The organism is Pontibacter silvestris, from assembly GCF_020907275.1.
Lineage (GTDB): Bacteria > Bacteroidota > Bacteroidia > Cytophagales > Hymenobacteraceae > Pontibacter > Pontibacter silvestris.
Genome location: NZ_JAJJWI010000007.1, coordinates 155,804 through 173,984, shown reverse-complemented (window position 1 = coordinate 173,984; position 18,181 = coordinate 155,804). Strand labels below are relative to the sequence as shown.

Annotated in this window: 17 protein-coding genes and 1 pseudogene; 15 read left to right on the top strand and 3 right to left on the bottom strand. The window is 43.5% G+C overall.

Translation table 11 applies throughout. The annotated features are described in order from the left end of the window. The first annotated feature begins 163 nt into the window (after positions 1 to 163). Together LN995_RS08490 and LN995_RS08485 are read left to right on the top strand one after the other, a co-directional pair. Entirely contained in the window at positions 164 to 766 is a 603-nt protein-coding gene (locus LN995_RS08490) for an RNA polymerase sigma factor (RefSeq protein ID WP_229960312.1), read from the top strand. Further along, complete coding sequence (locus LN995_RS08485) at positions 741 to 971, top strand: hypothetical protein (protein WP_229960310.1); 231 nt, start codon at positions 741 to 743, stop codon at positions 969 to 971. The genes LN995_RS08490 and LN995_RS08485 overlap by 26 nt, the downstream gene beginning before the upstream one ends. 86 nt (positions 972 to 1,057) lie before the next feature. On the opposite strand, the pseudogene LN995_RS22160 reads toward LN995_RS08485, so the two are convergent. Further along, a pseudogene (locus LN995_RS22160) lies at positions 1,058 to 1,482 on the bottom strand (BLUF domain-containing protein). A 296-nt stretch (positions 1,483 to 1,778) separates the two neighbouring features. On the opposite strand from LN995_RS22160, the gene nth reads away from it, so the two are divergent. The 9 genes from nth to LN995_RS08435 all read left to right on the top strand — a co-directional run bounded on the left by nth (position 1,779) and on the right by LN995_RS08435 (position 8,940). After that, complete coding sequence (nth, locus tag LN995_RS08475) at positions 1,779 to 2,459, top strand: endonuclease III (RefSeq protein ID WP_229960306.1); 681 nt, start codon at positions 1,779 to 1,781, stop codon at positions 2,457 to 2,459. Positions 2,460 to 2,643: 184 nt separating this feature from the next. After that, positions 2,644 to 3,108 (top strand): hypothetical protein, encoded by a 465-nt coding sequence (locus LN995_RS08470; RefSeq protein ID WP_229960305.1) that lies wholly within the window; start codon positions 2,644 to 2,646, stop codon positions 3,106 to 3,108. A 58-nt stretch (positions 3,109 to 3,166) separates the two neighbouring features. Continuing rightward, a complete protein-coding gene (locus tag LN995_RS08465) occupies positions 3,167 to 3,763 on the top strand; it encodes a hypothetical protein (protein WP_229960303.1) in 597 nt (198 codons plus the stop codon). 232 nt (positions 3,764 to 3,995) lie between these two features. Continuing rightward, a complete protein-coding gene (locus tag LN995_RS08460) occupies positions 3,996 to 4,403 on the top strand; it encodes a hypothetical protein (protein ID WP_229960301.1) in 408 nt (135 codons plus the stop codon). 65 nt (positions 4,404 to 4,468) lie between these two features. Continuing rightward, entirely contained in the window at positions 4,469 to 4,753 is a 285-nt protein-coding gene (locus LN995_RS08455) for a hypothetical protein (protein ID WP_229960299.1), read from the top strand. Positions 4,754 to 4,898: 145 nt separating this feature from the next. Then, positions 4,899 to 5,723 carry a Cof-type HAD-IIB family hydrolase gene (locus LN995_RS08450; protein WP_229960296.1) on the top strand — a complete coding sequence of 275 codons (825 nt, stop codon included), beginning with the start codon at positions 4,899 to 4,901 and terminating at the stop codon, positions 5,721 to 5,723. Positions 5,724 to 5,852: 129 nt separating this feature from the next. Next, positions 5,853 to 6,959: an alginate O-acetyltransferase AlgX-related protein gene (locus LN995_RS08445; RefSeq protein WP_229960294.1), complete on the top strand. Its 1,107-nt coding sequence runs from the start codon at positions 5,853 to 5,855 to the stop codon at positions 6,957 to 6,959. Between the two features lie 94 nt (positions 6,960 to 7,053). After that, a complete protein-coding gene (locus LN995_RS08440) occupies positions 7,054 to 8,523 on the top strand; it encodes an MBOAT family O-acyltransferase (RefSeq protein ID WP_229960292.1) in 1,470 nt (489 codons plus the stop codon). A gap of 135 nt (positions 8,524 to 8,658) precedes the next feature. Further along, complete coding sequence (locus LN995_RS08435) at positions 8,659 to 8,940, top strand: hypothetical protein (protein ID WP_229960290.1); 282 nt, start codon at positions 8,659 to 8,661, stop codon at positions 8,938 to 8,940. A gap of 25 nt (positions 8,941 to 8,965) precedes the next feature. Here LN995_RS08435 and budA read toward each other — a convergent pair whose 3' ends face one another. Beyond that, a complete protein-coding gene (gene budA, locus LN995_RS08430) occupies positions 8,966 to 9,757 on the bottom strand; it encodes an acetolactate decarboxylase (protein ID WP_229960288.1) in 792 nt (263 codons plus the stop codon). Between the two features lie 239 nt (positions 9,758 to 9,996). After that, entirely contained in the window at positions 9,997 to 10,479 is a 483-nt protein-coding gene (locus tag LN995_RS08425) for a DUF4890 domain-containing protein (protein WP_229960286.1), read from the bottom strand. Between the two features lie 380 nt (positions 10,480 to 10,859). Here LN995_RS08425 and LN995_RS08420 point away from each other — a divergent pair, with 380 nt between their 5' ends. The 4 genes from LN995_RS08420 (at position 10,860) to LN995_RS08405 (ending at position 18,040) form a co-directional block, all read left to right on the top strand. After that, complete coding sequence (locus LN995_RS08420) at positions 10,860 to 12,545, top strand: tetratricopeptide repeat protein (protein ID WP_229960284.1); 1,686 nt, start codon at positions 10,860 to 10,862, stop codon at positions 12,543 to 12,545. Positions 12,546 to 12,772: 227 nt separating this feature from the next. Continuing rightward, positions 12,773 to 13,912, top strand: a complete 1,140-nt coding sequence (locus tag LN995_RS08415; RefSeq protein WP_229960282.1) for a phytase — start codon at positions 12,773 to 12,775, stop codon at positions 13,910 to 13,912. A 31-nt stretch (positions 13,913 to 13,943) separates the two neighbouring features. Then, positions 13,944 to 16,724 carry a TonB-dependent receptor gene (locus LN995_RS08410; protein WP_229960280.1) on the top strand — a complete coding sequence of 927 codons (2,781 nt, stop codon included), beginning with the start codon at positions 13,944 to 13,946 and terminating at the stop codon, positions 16,722 to 16,724. Between the two features lie 53 nt (positions 16,725 to 16,777). After that, positions 16,778 to 18,040: a right-handed parallel beta-helix repeat-containing protein gene (locus LN995_RS08405; protein ID WP_317206936.1), complete on the top strand. Its 1,263-nt coding sequence runs from the start codon at positions 16,778 to 16,780 to the stop codon at positions 18,038 to 18,040. The last annotated feature ends 141 nt before the right edge of the window (positions 18,041 to 18,181 follow it).

The following is an 18,181-nucleotide window of genomic DNA, read 5'->3' as shown; positions in this document are numbered from 1 at the left end:
TGGTACAATATTTGAATATTTTTTATTTTGATAAACCAAAAGCTATTGCACAGTAGGAAAGCTTTACCTATATTTGATTTACACTTCTAAAAAAACTTTGTTCAAACTAGTAAACGCAACAATATGATATAAAGCTCTACGTTTAACCTAATGTAGCTTTAAGATGAATACAACTACCCAGCTGAGCGACTCTGCTTTAGTCTCGCTCTATATCGCAGGTAATGAAAATGCGTTTGAACAACTAGTAAACAGACACAAGAACAAAGTATTCACCACGATCTTGCTGATTGTAAAAGATTCGTATACGGCTGAAGATTTATTGCAGGACACTTTTATAAAAGCAGTCCATACAATGAAGAGCGGTCGTTATAACGAAGAAGGCAAATTCTCTTCCTGGATATGCCGTATTGCCCATAACTTGGCAATCGACTTTTTCCGTAAAGAGAAACGAAGCCCGATTATCACTCTGGAAGATGGGAATAATGTGTTTAACACTTTGTCGTTTGCTGAAGACTCTGTAGAGTCTTTACAAATAAAAGAGGATACACATGCCCGCTTGCGCGAGCTTATCCAGGCGCTGCCACAAACGCAGCGTGAGGTGCTTATGATGCGCCATTACGCAGACATGAGCTTTCAGGAGATAGCTGAGGCAACTGGAGTGAGCATCAACACGGCTTTGGGTCGTATGCGCTACGCGCTTATTAACCTGAGGAAAAAGATGCAAAAAAGTAATATTGTCTATGATAAAAACCTCTACTCAGAATGAATTGATCCAGTATGTCTATGATGAATTGGCCGAAGATGTGTGCGAACAACTGGAGAAATCGCTAATGCAAGATGATGAGCTGGCAGAATGCTGCTCAGAATTGCTACTAATTCAGCACCTGCTTGATGGTGTGGTGAAAGCTCCGACGGACCGCTCGGTAAATAATATTATAAATTATTCGAGAAGCTTAAGCTTACAGTCTTAGCAGATTGCAGGCTCCTGCTAAAGCCCTAATGTACATGCAAAACATTAGGGCTTTTGTTTTTGCTATCAACACTTTTACAGCAAGTGTTAAATAGTATTTATGCTCCTTATATTATGCTCTACAAATTGCTTCAGAATAGTTACTACGGAGTCCTCATCTTTATCTGGAAGCGAGTTCAAGAAACTTTCACTCGTTGGGTTGGTGTATCCTTCAAAATGAGCAAACTCTTCTTTTGAGATGACTTTAAAACCTATTAGCCAATCTGAAAACAGCCTTTCATGTATCTCTCCGTCCGCCAGCTTAATAAGGTTAATATGATGAAAGTCCTTCGTTATTTTTTCAAAAAGTAATTTTATAGCTCTTTCTTCTCCTTCTATCTCCTGAATAAATGATCGCCACTATAGAGTAAAATGCCTGTAATACCATCCCGTTTATTGTTGTTACGGTATTGGGTAACCATAGCTCTCAGCTCTTCATCACTAACTGGTACAGTAGCTGTGCTAACATACATGATATGATACATCTCTCTAACTTATATATTCTTTTTACAGGAACAGGTTATGACTATGCTTATGCAAAGTAGCATATAGCAGGGGTGTTTTACTCAATTTAATAGTTTAAGTTATAACAATAAAATAGCTTTGATAAAAAAGCTAAACATTAAGGTTGTAGAGGCTAATGAGCTTTTGCTTCCGGACTTTAGTAAATGTTTTTTCGTCATAACTTACCACATTAACATAAAACCGCTAATTTGGCAGTGAAAGCTCATTTTAAACAACACAGTTCTAACACGGCTGTACTACTCTTATGCGCAAGAAAGAACGTTATAAACTACTGATAGAATATTTTACCGATAATTTTCCAGAGCCTGAAACCGAACTAGCCTATTCAAACCCATACGAGCTGATACTGGCTGTAGTGCTAAGTGCGCAGTGTACCGATAAACGAGTAAATATGGTTACGCCTGCCCTTTTCGAAGCTTACCCTACTCCGGAGCACCTGGCTTCTGCCACTCCTGACGAGATTCTGCCATACATTAAAAGCATATCGTACCCAAACAACAAGGCCAAGCACTTGGCAGGCTTGGGCAAAATGTTGGTAGAGCAGTTTAACTCAGAAGTGCCTAGCACCGTGCAGGAACTGGTAAAACTACCAGGCGTAGGTCGCAAAACAGCTAATGTTATTGTGTCGGTTATCTGGAACCAACCGGCTATGGCCGTAGACACGCATGTGTTCCGGGTAAGCAAGCGATTAGGTCTGGTAGCTAAAACAGCCAAAGCTCCACTTGATGTAGAAAAAGAACTGGTAGCAAACCTACAGCAAGACCTAATCTCGAAAGCTCACCACTGGCTTATTCTGCATGGTCGCTATATTTGTGTTGCCCGCCGCCCAAAGTGCGAAGAGTGCCCTCTTACCCATTTCTGCCAATTTTTCCAGAAGAATTTTCCTAACATACCGGATGACCCAGAAAATAAATTAGGCGGATAGTTACTGCAATCATGAACAGGAAAAGCCTGCTGTAGAATTGTTCTGCAGCAGGCTTTTTGATAAACAAAAATATTAGACTTTAATAATTTATCCTTATCTTATTCCTGAAAGGAATACTTTTTATGACAGCTTATAATTTTACCCCTGCTGGCTACTCAACCTGCACCAAACTTAAATATCAGATATGAAAACACTTTACCTCCTATTACTGCCGCTGCTAATTACAGCCTGCGACAAAACCACAGATTGCTGCACTGTTGTAGACACTGGCATCGCTATAGCCTACACTAATGCAGAAGGAGAAAACTGGCTGAAGCAACAAGAGCTGACAGAAGAAAACATTCAAGTTTACTATCTTAACCATGGGCAAAAGGAGAAAATGTATCGGGGTAATCTCGACAAACCAAAAATGTTCTCCATTTATCCAGACAACTCCGGTAAAGAAATTCTAGGACTATCTCCAAGCGACTACATTGAGAATAGCAAATCCAGAACTCTGATTGAGTTCTCAGATACAGAAGTAGACACTGTAGACTGCCTCTTCGACACTAAAGGCAACAACACCATTTGCACAGAGGTGTGGTATAATGGAGAATCTGCCTGGACCACAAACCAAGGCCAGCGGCAAATACAGATTATAAAGGAGTAATTTTTTTCACGCAACCTGTGCTTTACAGGTAAACTTGTCTCTAAATTTTTATTAACAAATGAGGAAGACCCTTCTTTTAATTGCTCTTTTGATATCTGGTTTACATGCATTTGCGCAATCTATTGAAGTAGATGAATTTGCAGAACTAACAAGTATGACCAAACTTGAGTTAGGACTTCAAGGAATAGGATTAGGTTATGAACTTCCTTTCAATAATAAATGGTCTGCTAACCTGAGTGCCGGACTTGGTGGCGGCTACTATATTTATTCAGATGGTTTCCATAGCTCCTGGATTATAAACGAACCTGTTGCTTATTTCAGATCAGAGTTTAAATACACCTACAATCGGGTTAAACGACTTTCTAAATCAAAGTCAGTTATAAATAATGCAGGTAACTATGTAGCCTTTCAAGCAACGTACACCACAAGAAGAGTATTTAACAGCAATGAATGGAATAACTTTGCAGATCCTTTAAACAGAACTCTTCTGAACGAAATACATTGGGGAATGCAACGGCCGCTTGGGCAAAAGTTTTTGTTTAACTTTCACTTAGGCTTAGGGTATGCTGCTGATTTCGATTTTGATTACGGGCAGGTTTATCCGGCTATAGGTGCTCAGTTTGGCTATGTATTATCTAAAGGCAGGCGGCTTTAAATAAAATAGCTGTAATTTAAATAAAATAGCTGTAATAAGTAGTAACGGCACCTGCAAACGACAAATCTATGAGAACACATATACTATTATTCTAGCTTGTTGGCATAGTAGCTTTAGAAGCTGTAAAGAGGCTGATGTTGCCCCTTCAGAAGATGTTACAGCACTGCATGCAAGGTTTCACGGTAAATACAAGGTTGTTAGGTCCAGCAGCAGCGAAGCTATTGACATCAATATGGATGGTCGTGCCTCAACCAATTTATTAGAGGAGATAGAAGAGTTACCCAATGCTGAGTTGGATTTACGCATTTATGGAAGAACTAATAAGCATTCGGAGAATTCCTTTCTGTTTACTCAGTTTTGGCCAGAGCAGTATATTTCCGAAGGAGACATATTATTTGTAGACTATGCTTTACAGGCAGTAGGGCGATATTTTAAATTTGATCAAACTGTTAATACTCTTCTTATAACTCCTAATGAGGATACCACTGTTAGTTTAGATCGTTTTCCTTTACCTCAGGCAGTTACCATAGAAGATAACGATCAGATTGAAGTAATTATTTCTAAGCTACTTTACACCAGTGATGGCTGGAAAACAGTCACAATTACGACCTTATATAAACGATATACCACAAACACATAAACAGGAACCTACGGCCACAGTAAAAACTAAAGGCTGTTATTTATCTAACATTTTCATTTTACCTTATGGATTTAGCAGACTTTAAGAAAAGTTTATCTACGCACAATCCTCCGGCAGATGCATCGGTGTATTTAAAAGCATTATGGCATGACGCTAAGGCAGACTGGAATAAAGCGCACGAGCTGATACAGGATATCCCGGATAAAAACGCTGCCTGGATACATGCCTACCTTCATAGAAAAGAAGGCGACACCTGGAACGCTGATTACTGGTATAACAGAGCCAGCAAAAAAAGACCAGCTATTTCTTTAGACGACGAGTGGGAGCAAATAGTAACAACCCTTCTGTAAGCGCATTAACATACATAACATCATTTAAAGCTATTTAAGCAGCTTCTATAAGCAGTAAGACCTCAGAATTTCATACCTTTAATTAAATTATGGCTGAACGAGCCACATGTGCAACAGCCTTGTATAGTTGAGTTAAACAAAACAGATGAAATTCCGCGCCATTTGTACCGATATCGACGGTACCTTACTGAACAGTCAAAGAGAGTTATCAACCAGAACAATAGCTGCTGTCAAGAGCCTTGATAGTCATATTCCGGTTATTCTGGCCTCCTCCCGAATGCCAAGTGCTATGCGCCATTTACAAGAAGAACTTGGTATTCTGCACCACCCTATGATCTGCTTTAACGGCGGCTATGTTATTATTTTTGAAAGCGAAGCCACTACTCCTGTAGTAATTGATACAGTACATATTCCTGCCTCCGTTGCCCTTGCAATAATGGAGCTGGCAAAAGGCACCAATCTTCATATAAGTTTATATGCTGAAGACCAGTGGTATGCACCTCAGCAAGACCAATGGGCGGAACGCGAAGCACGTGTCACAAAAGTATCTCCCAGCATAACATCATTAAATACAGTATTGGACGAATGGCATGCGGCGCAATCAGGCGCACACAAAGTTATGTGTATGGGCCCTGAGCATGAAATTGATGCCATGCAAGCAGCATTAACTAAAAACTTTTCCACCCAGCTTCATATCTACAGATCAAAAAACACCTACCTGGAGATTGCACCTAGAGCCATATCTAAAGCCACAGCACTAGAGCTTATCCTGAAACACCAATTCGACATTCCTATGTCAGAGGTAATTGCCTTCGGCGACAACTATAACGACATAGATATGCTTAAAGCCGTAGGCAAAGGCATAGCTGTAGGCAACGCCAAAGAAGAAGTAAAAGCAGTAGCAGACGAAATAACCTTAAATAGTTACGATGATGGTGTGGCTATTTCCATAGAAAAGTATTTCGGGTAAAGCATTTAAAAAAATTTTCATGTTCTAAAGATACCCCAAGGCACCTTTGCATGTGACTGTGCTATGCTTTATGCGCAACTTTAAACAGCAAGACTTTGTTTGCTTCTGCATTAAGGCCATTGTGCTACTATGAAACAAAACGATATAAAAAAGCTTGTAAAACGTGTTGTTCCTTTTTTGTTGCTACCACTGCTTATCCTGTTTGTAGTGGAGGTACTGGTGCTGCCAGTCGATTATTTTGCCTTTCGCCCCTGGGAGGCATTGCGGCAGAGCAGCATGAAAATTTTACCCGGCGGTTTTTATCCAGAGGTGAAATTACAGCGGCTAGAACAGGGCGACCTGGCTCCTTATACTCCTTATGCTATCAATAGAGAAACATACTGGGAAACAGACAAGTCCGGTTTCCGTAACCGCCAGACAGACAAAGAACCTGAGATTATGCTGGTAGGAGACTCTAACTTTACGGGCTGTAAACTGGATCAGGATGAAACAATAAAAGAGGTTTTACAGCAGCAGATAGGGCAAACAACCTATTCTTATGCTCCCACAGATGGAGGCCTGCTCAGGTATATGCACGACAAGCATTTTCAGAAAAAGCAGCCTAAGGTAATAGTACTGGAAAGTATAGAACGCGCCATAGGAAGCCTAAAGCCTCTCGGTTATCATAAACAAAAAGAAGAGCGAAGAGCCAGTGCAAGTCAGTTCTTGCTTAAAAACCCAACTTTAGCACATGTGGGTGTGGCAATAGACAGGCTGCTGAAGTGGCCAATGTACCACTATTTCAGAGGCAAAATAGAACGCAACAGTCAGGAACCTGCTTTTACCCGAAAAGGCTCCTATGTTTTTCTTCAGGGAGAAGAAGCATTTGCAGAAAAATCAGAAGAAGACATTACACAAGTAGTACAGGTACTGGAAGAGTACAAAGAGGCACTGGAGAAAAAAGGCATCCGGTTCATTTTCCTGCCTATCCCTAACAAAGAGAACATTATGCACGAGATGTTTCCAGGGCAGCAGAAGCCACCGTACTTATCTCAGCTAATTGCGGCTCTACAGGAAAAAGGAATAGAAGTAATAGACCTGCAAACAGCTTTCGACAAGGCTTATCAGCAAGGTACGCAACTCTATCTTAAAGACGACTCACACTGGAACCCCAATGGCGTTAAAATTGCAGCCTCTTTATTGGCACAAGCCCTTGAAAAGCCAGCTTACACAGCAGCAGTTGTGCCTAAAAACTGATTTTGCTCCTAAAGCTGCTGCTTTTAAGTAAAGTCCAAAGTATCATAAAAGAAACAGCTAATGTGTAAGGCAACTGTTTTGAAAGAAGTTAAAGATGTTATTCAACTCAATAGATTTTCTCCTTTTTTTCCCGATATTTGTAATCCTGTATTTCCTGACACCTTACCGGTTTAGATGGGTAGTACTACTGGTTGCCAGTTATTTCTTTTACATGTACTGGAAAGCTGTGTATGCTTTACTATTAATAGCCTCTACAGCCATAGATTACTTTTGCGGACGTATGATGGGGAGCTATGAAGAGCCTCGCCGGCGCAAGCCTTACCTGTACCTTAGCCTGTTATCCAACCTCTCAATACTTTTCTTTTTTAAGTATTTCAATTTCTTTACGGAGTCTGTACACACACTTCTAAATAGCTTAAACATCCATTACTCTCCTGCTCTGGTAGATGTGCTGCTGCCGATGGGTATTTCTTTTTATACCTTTCAGACGATGGGCTATTCTATCGATGTGTACTATGGCAGAATAAAGCCAGAGAAGCACCTGGGCATTTTTGCTTTGTTCGTTACTTTCTTCCCGCAATTAGTGGCAGGCCCTATCGAAAGAGCCGGCGATCTGCTTCGGCAGTTTCGGGAAAAGTACGATTTCTCTTATAATGGCTTGGTACTGGGTGTAAGGCTGATGGGTTGGGGTATGTTTAAAAAAGTAGTGATAGCCGATAATCTGGCACCGTTAGTTAACCAAGTCTACAACAACCCAACCAGCTATGAAGGTATCTCGCTAATCATTGCTACCGTTTTCTTTGCTTTTCAGATATACTGCGACTTTTCGGGCTACTCCGATATTGCCATAGGAGCTGCACGGGTAATGGGCTTCCGTCTGATGCAGAACTTCCGAAGGCCCTACTTCTCCAAAAATATAAGAGAGTTCTGGTCTCGCTGGCACATTTCTCTCTCTACCTGGTTCCGTGATTATGTCTATGTTCCGCTGGGAGGTAACCGTGTAGTAAAGTGGCGTTGGTACTATAACCTCTTTCTTACATTTCTGGTGAGCGGGCTATGGCATGGAGCCGCCTGGACCTTTATAGTTTGGGGGGCGCTACACGGGTTTTATCAGATAGTTGGGTTGATAACACGAGACAGCCGAAATGCTCTTAACTCTACATTAGGGCTACACAAGTATCCAAAGCTGCTGAACGGCTTACAAATAGCTTCTACATTTTTCCTGGTGTGCCTGGCTTGGGTGTTCTTTAGAGCCAACAACCTGGCAGATGCTTTATACATTATCCGACACAGTGTTACAGGATTGGGCAATGTATTTGAGCTTAACCCAAACACTATTTCACATATCCTGTTCCTGGATCAGAACATAACTATTTTCGTTATTGCTGTTGCAGGCATTTTACTTCTTGAGATGCTTCACCTGGTTCAGGAGAACATATCTATTAATAAGTTGTTACAGCGCCAGGCAGTTTGGCTGCGATGGTCACTTTATTATGCACTTATTATTGCCATACTCTTGTTTGGCAACTTTGGGCATGAAGAATTCATATACTTCCAGTTTTGATCTTTAGAATCATAAAACAGTAGAGTCCCTTTTGCTATCATAGGCATACTTTTAAATTTTATTTGGAATCGGAAGCAACCATTTCCATAGGAGTCGCATCTTTTAAGCACTACCAAATTAATACAAAGTAAAACTATGAGAAAGACATTCTTAACCTTGGCACCTGTGTTAGTTCTGATAGCAGCAGGAACACAGGATGCAGGCTTTGAAACCGGGTTGGACAAATCAATAGCTAAGCTAACAGTATCAAAAGAAATCAAAAGTTTTAATCAACCTTACATGGGGCAGGTGTGCCTGCAAGAGCAGGAAAACACAGAACTGCAACCAATATCCTTGGTAAATACAGAAGATTTATACCAAAATTTTACAAAGCGTGTAGTAGGTGAGTTGGGCAATGCGTTGCAGGTTTTCTTTTAAAAATTAGTCTATAAGCCTTATTAGACTACTCCCTAACCGGCTTATTTAAATCTATGTGTTGTACCAGTTCCGGGTCAGGTAAAGCTACTTGTAGCTGCTTTGCATAATCAATTTCTACTCTTGCTTCTGATATAGTACAATCCAGTACATGTCCGCCGGTTGTTTTGTTATTGTCTACAAAATGGAAATGGTACACCGGGCTGTTTAGCACCTCTGCTGATTCTGGTGTGAAGAAACCTACCAAAGTTCCCTCTATGTTGCTTCTGTTTAGTTCTTTTTCAGGCACTTCTTCAGTTGGTTCATACGGCTTTTGCTGTGGATAAAAGCTTCGATATGTAATGCTGTTTAACTTGCCTGTAACTTTTATAGCTGCAAAACTATTCTTAGTCAGCACAGAGTCCAGGTAACTTTCCAGCTCATTAAGATTAAGCATTTTAGAAATACTTACTTCCTGATCAGACTTGAAGTGCTTTACAGCAGCAAAAGAAACCTTAGCCGTATCGGGCAGTACTGAGGCTTCACCACTGGCTGGTATAGAATAAGCGACACCGTCTAGCATCACCAACTCACTTTTTAGCTTTTCGCCACTTCCTACACCAAAATCTCCATTTTCTTTTAGCTCACGTACCTGTACTGCCCCATCATACTGCCCCAGGTGTATCGCTTGATTTAGAGAAGCGTAAAATATGGCATCGCTTGTGTCCTTGCTATCGCCTGTACTAGTATCTGCTGTGCTTGCAGTGTTATTATCACTGCTTTCACACGCTGTAAGCACAGACACAGCCACTGCTAAAAGATAAATATAGCGCATCATCATCTGGTTTAGGCTTTATGCGTGTATATCGTTTTTTGTAGCTTTAATGTTATCCTGCTATTAGAGCCTGTTTAAAATTCATCATTTACGCTGCTAACAGCCCATAAAGGAACCTGTCTTCACGCTTTTTCGCTTGCAGAAACGAAATTTAAACATGCTCTAATTAATAAAGTATATAAAGTCGGTATAAACAAGAAAAGGTAGACGTACGCCTACCTTTTCTTGTTTATAATTTGAGAAAATTAGCTTCTCTCTGATTGTCTGAACTCACGGCCTTTAAAGTCTTTGTCTTTATGCTGTTGGCCTCTTTTTTCCCAACGGGCACGCATTTCATTACGATCAGCTTCATATTGGGCATATTGCTTTTTGTTAAGTATATCTTTTAACTCAGCCTCCCATTTAGCATGTACCGCTTTCATTTCTTCCCGCTGCTTAGGGTTACGTCTGTCAGCATCCTTATACTTAGTTCGCATTGCCTGCATTTCATTAGCCTGCTTCAGGTTAAGCGCCTGTAACTTCTTAGTCTGCGAGTTATTAAGATCAAGTTTTTTACTAAGCTTTTCAGTTCTTAGAGTAGCTATTTCTTCAGGGCTTTTTCTGGCTTTATCGCCTCTTTCGCCGCGCTGTTCAGTGCGGTTCTTTCTATCTTTTTGTGGTGCATTTTGCGCGAAGGAACTTCCAGCAACCATCACACCTAAGGTAAGCATTACAATAACCTTTTTCATCTTCGTTTCCTTTAAGTTTTAGTAATTAATCTTAGCACATATCCAGGCCCGGTTTATTGCTTGTTGATTTCCTTATTCCAAAGCCTGTGCCAAAAACCAGTAAAGAGTTTCAGCTAAATCCAAAAAATTCGCAAGCACTTAAACTACAACCATTTGTATTCTAACATTATTTTATAATTCTTAAAAAAAGAAGATAAACACCTTACTTCTATACATGAAGCTGTAAAAGTTTAATCACTAATAAATGAGGGCAACAAGTCTTTTTCTGTAATATTTTCTGGCAAATACTATTACATGCACAACTATAACTTAACTTACCCATAACACTATAGTAACATGCTGCCGCTACTTTACAGGGCGAAGCAAATAAGCAACAAAGCATGTTGAAACTGATTTTCATTTATATCTATACTTTACTGGCTTTTACCACTCCTGCACAGGCTGTTGCAGAAACTCAGCAGCAAGAGGCGCTCCCAGGCTCCCCACCAAACAAAGAAAGCACCATTTACATAAACCAACTAACTAAATCGGCTAACCACTTGATCAACAGTCGCCCAGACTCTGCCTATGTACTCGCTAACCAGGCTTTGCACCTGGCAGATAAGCAGGAGTATAAGCTGGGGCAGGCAAACAGCCACCAGCTCATCGGGCGGCTGCTGTACCACCAGGGGGTTTACAACCAATCTTTGAACAACTTACTACAAGCTGAGAAACTTTACCTGGCGCTACAGCAGGAGCAAGCTTTGGGCGAAAACCTGAACTACCAGGGCCTCGTGTACTATGCTGTCCGCCAGCCTGAGCTGGCCCTGCAGCACCACCAGGAGGCGCTGGCCCTCTACCAAAAGCAACAGGACCAGAAAGGAATCGCCTACTCCTATGGCTGCATTGGGCGACTTTACGAGAAACGGCAGCAATACGAACAGGCCCTGGAATACCAGCAAAAAGCACTTGCGCTTTATGAGCAGCTGCAGGACCTGCAGGGCACCGCCACTATACTCGAAAATATTGGCAGCATTCTGGAAGATAAGGAGGAGTACGAAGAGGCGTTACGCTATTTCAGCCAATCGTTACAGCTTAGCCAGCAGGTAAGTGACAGCCTTGCAATGATTGTTGGGCTAAACAATATCGGTGATGTTTACCGCAAAACTGGCCGCTATGCACAGGCTGTAGCCTCTACACAGCAAGCATTGGAATTAGCTATACGCCTCGGCGAACGCTACCAGATCAGCAGCGCCCACAAAGACTTAAGCCAGGAATATAGCCTGATGGGCAACTACAAGGCCGCATACGAGCACCTCGAAACAAACCGCCACCTGCACGACGAGATTTATACCCAGGAAACTTCCCGCCAGATTGCCTTGCTGCAATCGCTTTTTAATGTAGAGCAGAAAGCAAACGAGATTCAGATACTCGAAAAACAGCATCAGTTAAATAAGCTTATCAAGCTTACGCTGGTAGGCGGTATTGTGCTCATGGCGCTGTTGGGTTTCGTGATTTTTAGTCGCCAGCGCTTGAAGATACGCCAGAACAAGGAGATACTGGAACAGCAGGAACAGATGTATGAGGCGCAGCGCAAGCTGATGGAGGCTGAACTGGAAAATACGCACCTTCGGGAACAGCAACTGCAGCACGACTTGGAGACACAGGTAAAGTCGCTCACGGCAAATACGCTGCACCTTATTGGTAAAAACCAGACGCTGGATGAACTTAAAGGCAAGCTTACGGAGGCCCTGCAGGACGACCAGAAGGCGCAGCGGCGCAAGTTTAAAAGCCTCATCAACCAAATAGACCACAGCATGGTGCAGGATAAGGATTGGGAGGATTTTAGAGGAACTTTCGAAAAAGTACACCAGGATTTCTTCGACAGGCTAAACATGCACTCTCCCGATCTCACTTCTTCTGAAATACGACTGGCCTCTCTTATCAAACTAAACCTGCCTTCTAAAGAGGTGGCTGCTATACTTGGCATTTCGCAAGACAGCCTCCGTGTAGCTCGCTATCGCCTAAAGAAAAAACTAACGCTGGATTCTGCCGATAGCCTGAGCAAGTTTCTACTTAACCTGTGAATAGCAATTATTTAACAACCTGTTAACATTTTACAAATTACTAATAATCAATTATTTGCATTAATATCGTGATTTTTTGTTGCTGTTTTGTTAACGCTCCTAAAACCGATTGTTGCCATATTGTTCACGCTCTTTCATTGATTCTCCCTCTCCTGACTGCCTAGTTTTGCCATGTGTTCAGTGCACCAGAAGATAAGCCTGCAACACACAAGCAAAACCTAATGCAAATGAAAAACTTAACTACCAGTATTTCCCTTATCACACTTTTAACAGCCGCTGCCTGTAGTAGCCAGAGCACTAACCAGGCAACCGTTGTACCTGCCGAGCCCGTTGTGAACACAGTAGCCATAAAGCCTGCTATAATTACAGACACCGTAAAGCATGACACAGACGACCCTGCTATTTGGGTAAACCCTTCGAACCCAGCAGAAAGCCTCATTATCGGCACAGATAAAAATGAAGACGGTGCGCTTTATGTTTTCGACTTGAACGGGAAGGTTATTGAAGATAAAGTAGTACGCGGCCTGAAACGCCCGAATAATGTAGACATCGAGTATGGCTTTATGCTGAACGGACAGCCAACAGACATAGCCGTGGTAACAGAGCGTATGACACACAGCCTCCGCATTTATGCCTTGCCAGACATGCAGCCCATTGACAATGGCGGCATTCCGATTTTTGAAGGCGAGACAGAGACAGAATACAGAGACTTGATGGGCATTGCGCTTTACAAAAGCCCCGCCACAGGCAAAGTATACGCCATAGCTGGTCGTAAAAGCGGCCCTACCGATGGCACTTACCTGTGGCAGTACCTGCTGGAGGACAATAGCCAGGGAGGGGTAAAAGCGACTATGGTGCGCAAGTTTGGCCAGTACAGCGGCAAAAAGGAAATTGAATCTATTGCCGTAGATGATGAGTTGGGCTATATATACTACTCTGACGAGGGTGTAGGCGTGCGAAAGTATTATGCCGAACCAGACAAAGGCAACGAAGAACTGGCTCTGTTTGCTTCCAAAGACTTCAGCAAAGACCACGAAGGCATTTCCATCTATAAAATCAATGACGGCACAGGGTATATTCTGGTGTCGGACCAGGAGGCGGGGCGCTTCCACATTTTTACCCGCGAAGGAACGTCGCAGAACCCGCACCAACACGAACTGGTAAAAATTACCAAAGTGTCTACCCTCGAAAGCGATGGTTCTGAGGTTACCAGCGCCGCCCTCAACAGCACGTTCCCCAATGGCATGTTCGTGGCCATGTCCACCGACAAAACTTTCCAATACTATAAGTGGGAAGATATTGCTGGCAAAGGCTTGAAACTGGCTCCCAACGGGGTTGTCACCTCTCTACAGGCAAATAAAAAATAGCACACATACCCGAGCTTATCCAGAGAAAGAGATGAAAGGAAATCCGCAAACTATAGTTTACACCCTGTGTCTGCTGCTGTTGAGCCTGAGCTTCTGCTCCCCCATTTTAGCAGCTACCATTAAAGGAAAGGTGCAGGATAAGGTGTCTTCAGAGCCTTTGGTAGGCGCTTATGTTTCTCTGAAAAACACCAGCACTTTTGCTACTGTGGGCTTAGACGGATCTTATAAGATTTCAGACTTGCAGGCAGGCACATACGCATTGGCGATTTCTTACATGGGTTACAAAACATTGGAGAAAGAAGTTACCATTGCCGCTAACAGCCAAACCATAACACTGGACCTACTGCTGGAGTCGCAGCACCAGCAGTTATCAGAAATAATGGTAACGGCCAGAGCAGATGGCGGCAGCGATCGCACAGCCAGGCAGCTGGAACGGAACGCGGATCAGGTACTGAACATTGTTTCATCACGTGCCATTCAAATTTCGCCAGACCTTACCGTAGCCAATGTGGTGCAGCGTGTGTCGGGGGTATCAATCGAGCGGAACAGCAACGGCGACGGGCAGTATGCTATCCTTAGGGGCATGGACAAACGCTATAACTATACCTTGGTGAACGGCATCAAAATACCAAGCCCTGACAACAAGTACCGCTATGTTCCGCTGGATATTTTCCCGTCTGAACTGCTGGAAAGGTTGGAAGTGTACAAAGCTCTGACGCCAAGCATGGAAGGAGACGCTATAGGAGGTGCCATCAACATGCAGATGAAGGATGCTCCAGAGTACTTCCAGGTAAGCGCCAATATAGCAACAGGCTACAGCCAGCTTTTTTTAGATCGGGATTTTCTGAGCTACAACGCCAGCGATATCAACTATACATCGCCTTACGAGCAGCATGGCAGCGACTATAACGCAACGGCCAGCGACTTCCCGAGTGGCACCATCAACTATAAAGCCAAGCGCCCGATGCCTAACTTATTAGGCGGATTTTCTGTAGGCAACCGCTTTTTCGACAACAAGCTCGGTGTAATAGTGGCAGGAAGTTACCAGAACACCTACCGTGGCAGCAACAGCCTGTTCTTTAACTCTACGGTGGTAGATACAGACCAATCGAGCACGGTAACGGATATGCAAGAGCGGCAGTACTCGGAGCAGCAAAACCGCTATGGCCTGCACACAAAGCTGGATTACAGGCTAAACCAGCGCCACAAGCTGCAACTATACAACGCTTACCTCAACCTGACAAACATCCAAACCCGCGATGCCGTTACGACACAATTATCTTACGGAGGTTATGATGCTGAAGCAGGCAACGCAGGTTTAACCTATGTTGTACGTTCACGCCTAACGGAGCAGAAGATTTACAGCAGCACCTTGCACGGTGAGCACCAACTACTGGACAACCTGAAGGTGAGATGGTCGGGTGTGTACTCTTCTGCTACCAGCGAAGAACCAGACAACACCACCGTCACGTTGCGAGGTATCCAAGAGAACTTTAACAGACAGCCTACTACGGTAGAGGGCATGACTCGCCGCTGGGAGCACAACTCCGACCGAGATCTGACAGGCTATTTAGATGTTACCTATACTGTACCCGTGGCAGGTGTGCCTGTTGCCTTCTCGGCTGGCGGCCTTTACCGCGATAAGAAACGCGACAATTTCTACAACAACTACCTCTTCAGTCCGCAAAATGTAAATGCCCTGTATGGCACTGACTACAACAGCTATACCGACATACAGTGGAAGCTGCAGAACCCGCGAGGCAGTGTAGCCTCTGCCTTATCTTACGACGCTACCGAAAACATTACGGCGGGCTATGGGCAATTTAAGTTAGAGACGCTAAAAATGCAGGTAACGGGAGGTGTACGCGTAGAGGCGACAGACCAGGGCTACAGCATGCGCTTTCCGTTGGGTGAGCTGCGCCCTGAAAGCAACCAGGTATATACCGATGTATTGCCAAGCCTGCACCTGAAGTATAAGCCGTGGCAAAATCAGAACATACGTGCCTCGTATTTCCGCTCCATTAACCGCCCTGGCTTTTTCGAGATTGTGCCTTACAAAATCGTGAACGAAGACTATAACGAGCGTGGCAACCCTGATCTGCAACGTGCCATTGCCGATAACCTAGACCTGCGTTACGAGTTCTTCCCAAATGCCACAGACCAACTGTTGGTAGGTGTTTTTTACAAGCATATCCAGAACCCGATAGAGTATACTTTGCAGCGGGACGAGACACGCGGGCAAGACATCTTTTACGCACCTGGCAACTTCGGTGATGCCGATAACTATGGCGTGGAGGTGGATTGGATAAAGTACTTCCGAAACGTCGGCATAAAAGCTAACTATACTTATACCAACTCGCAGATAACCACTTCCAAAATGCTGCGGGTGCGCGACGAGGAGAACGGCGATTTGAAAGCTGTAAACATAGAGCAAACGCGTCCGCTTTACGGGCAGTCAGCACACGTGGCTAACCTCTCCCTACTTTATAAAGACACCAGAACGGGTTGGAACGGGCAAGTGGCTGCCTCTTATACTGGAGATCGCATTAATACCGTATCGCAGTTTCTGGACAACGACCTCTGGCAAAAAGGCTTTGTGCAGTTGGATGCCTCAGTAGAAAAACGGTTCAAGCACCTGACGGTCTTCCTGAAGGCAAACAACCTGCTGAACACGCCGATGGAGGTTTACATCAAAAACGCCAACAGCAAAAACAGCAATGTGCCGCATCAGTCGGTGGAGAGCGGCAAAACCCTTATCCGAAGAGACTATTACAAGCAGTCTTACCTGATCGGCGTCAGAATTAACTTTTAACTCATTACATAAAAAATCAAACAACTAATTTTTTAATTGACAACATCATGAAAATGCAACTGAAAAACACTTTAATGGTAGCTGCTTTGTTTCTGGCTGCCTTCACAAGCTGTAAAGACGACAAAGACGATGAAGCCACTCCTACTCCAGAGGAAGAAATGCAAACACTTTCTGGCGAAGTGTCAGGCACATGGACAAGCGGTAAAACTTATATGGTTTCGGGCGATTTAGTAGTACCTGCAGGCAAATCCCTTACCATTGAAGAAGGTGTAACAGTAGTAATGGATACTACGGCCAAACCAGAGTTCATCGTTTTAGGTAATCTCTACTGCACAGGCACAGCGGCAAGCCCTATTATGATAACAGTACCTGAAGGTGCCAGAACAGAAAAAAATAAGTTTGGCGCACTGTGGGGAGGTATACTGGCAGCTCCTACCTGCAACGAACTGGTACTGGATAATGTGATACTGGAGTACGGAGGCGCAACCACTACCGAGGCTTCTGCATCTGTAAAGCAGGGCCTTTACAAAGCAGAAAGCGGTGAGCGACTGCCTGCGTTGTGGTTCTCTAACGTAAACGGTAAGTTTGTTGTACAAAACAGCATCGTGCGTAATTTCCAGGAAGATGCCTTTTATATTGAAGGAGGTCAATCTATTGTTGCTAACAATAAATTCTACACAACTGGCTTAACTAACGGCGAGGCAATCAACTATAAGTCAGGTACGCAGGCCGACGTGGCTTTTAACCTCATCTACAGCCCTAACACTAATGGCTTAAAGCTTTCCAACTCAGGCGACCGCACACCTCAGGCTTACATTATCGCTTATAACAACACCATCGTGAACGCAGGCTGGAGAAGGCCAGACATCAAAGGCGGCTCTATCTGGATAGAAAAATCTGTACACACAGACCTGTACAACAACCTGATTGCCAACAGCCGCTTCGGTATAAAAAGAGACACCAAGAACCCTGAAGACAGCCGCTCAACCATCAGCAACACTTTCTACTATGGCTACACACAGGAAGGTGTAGACCAGTTCCAGTCTTCAACAGAGATTGTAGCAGGTGCAAACGACGTTACGACTACCACAGCAGGCGGCAACGATCCGAAGTTCGTAAGCTACCCTTTGAGCACCGCTGGCAACAACGCCACTTTCAGCACCAGCTGGGACTTCCACTTAAGTGCTGATTCTCCTGCGCTGAACAAAGGTACAACCGACTTCACAAGGCACTTTGCCAATGGGCTAGTTATCCACGGCGTAACATATACATCTCCTGCCCCTGCTACTTACATAGGTGCTATGGGCACAAAATAATTAGCAGTACTTCTTCTGCAGAAGCCCGATGGCTGGTTATACTATACCGGCTATCGGGCTTTTTATTTGTGATTGCACAAGATTAGTACACATGTCAGCTCCCAATATTAACTTCAGGTACCAAATATGTACGATGCATCA

Bases quoted from the DNA above. Each gene is read 5' to 3' on its own strand.
- LN995_RS08490 (WP_229960312.1), top strand. From the start codon at position 164: ATGAATACAACTACCCAGCTGAGCGACTCTGCTTTAGTCTCGCTCTAT.
- LN995_RS08485 (WP_229960310.1), top strand. From the start codon at position 741: ATGATAAAAACCTCTACTCAGAATGAATTGATCCAGTATGTCTATGAT.
- nth (WP_229960306.1), top strand. From the start codon at position 1,779: ATGCGCAAGAAAGAACGTTATAAACTACTGATAGAATATTTTACCGAT.
- LN995_RS08470 (WP_229960305.1), top strand. From the start codon at position 2,644: ATGAAAACACTTTACCTCCTATTACTGCCGCTGCTAATTACAGCCTGC.
- LN995_RS08465 (WP_229960303.1), top strand. From the start codon at position 3,167: ATGAGGAAGACCCTTCTTTTAATTGCTCTTTTGATATCTGGTTTACAT.
- LN995_RS08460 (WP_229960301.1), top strand. From the start codon at position 3,996: ATGGATGGTCGTGCCTCAACCAATTTATTAGAGGAGATAGAAGAGTTA.
- LN995_RS08455 (WP_229960299.1), top strand. From the start codon at position 4,469: ATGGATTTAGCAGACTTTAAGAAAAGTTTATCTACGCACAATCCTCCG.
- LN995_RS08450 (WP_229960296.1), top strand. From the start codon at position 4,899: ATGAAATTCCGCGCCATTTGTACCGATATCGACGGTACCTTACTGAAC.
- LN995_RS08445 (WP_229960294.1), top strand. From the start codon at position 5,853: ATGAAACAAAACGATATAAAAAAGCTTGTAAAACGTGTTGTTCCTTTT.
- LN995_RS08440 (WP_229960292.1), top strand. From the start codon at position 7,054: ATGTTATTCAACTCAATAGATTTTCTCCTTTTTTTCCCGATATTTGTA.
- LN995_RS08435 (WP_229960290.1), top strand. From the start codon at position 8,659: ATGAGAAAGACATTCTTAACCTTGGCACCTGTGTTAGTTCTGATAGCA.
- budA (WP_229960288.1), bottom strand. From the start codon at position 9,757: ATGATGATGCGCTATATTTATCTTTTAGCAGTGGCTGTGTCTGTGCTT.
- LN995_RS08425 (WP_229960286.1), bottom strand. From the start codon at position 10,479: ATGAAAAAGGTTATTGTAATGCTTACCTTAGGTGTGATGGTTGCTGGA.
- LN995_RS08420 (WP_229960284.1), top strand. From the start codon at position 10,860: ATGTTGAAACTGATTTTCATTTATATCTATACTTTACTGGCTTTTACC.
- LN995_RS08415 (WP_229960282.1), top strand. From the start codon at position 12,773: ATGAAAAACTTAACTACCAGTATTTCCCTTATCACACTTTTAACAGCC.
- LN995_RS08410 (WP_229960280.1), top strand. From the start codon at position 13,944: ATGAAAGGAAATCCGCAAACTATAGTTTACACCCTGTGTCTGCTGCTG.
- LN995_RS08405 (WP_317206936.1), top strand. From the start codon at position 16,778: ATGCAACTGAAAAACACTTTAATGGTAGCTGCTTTGTTTCTGGCTGCC.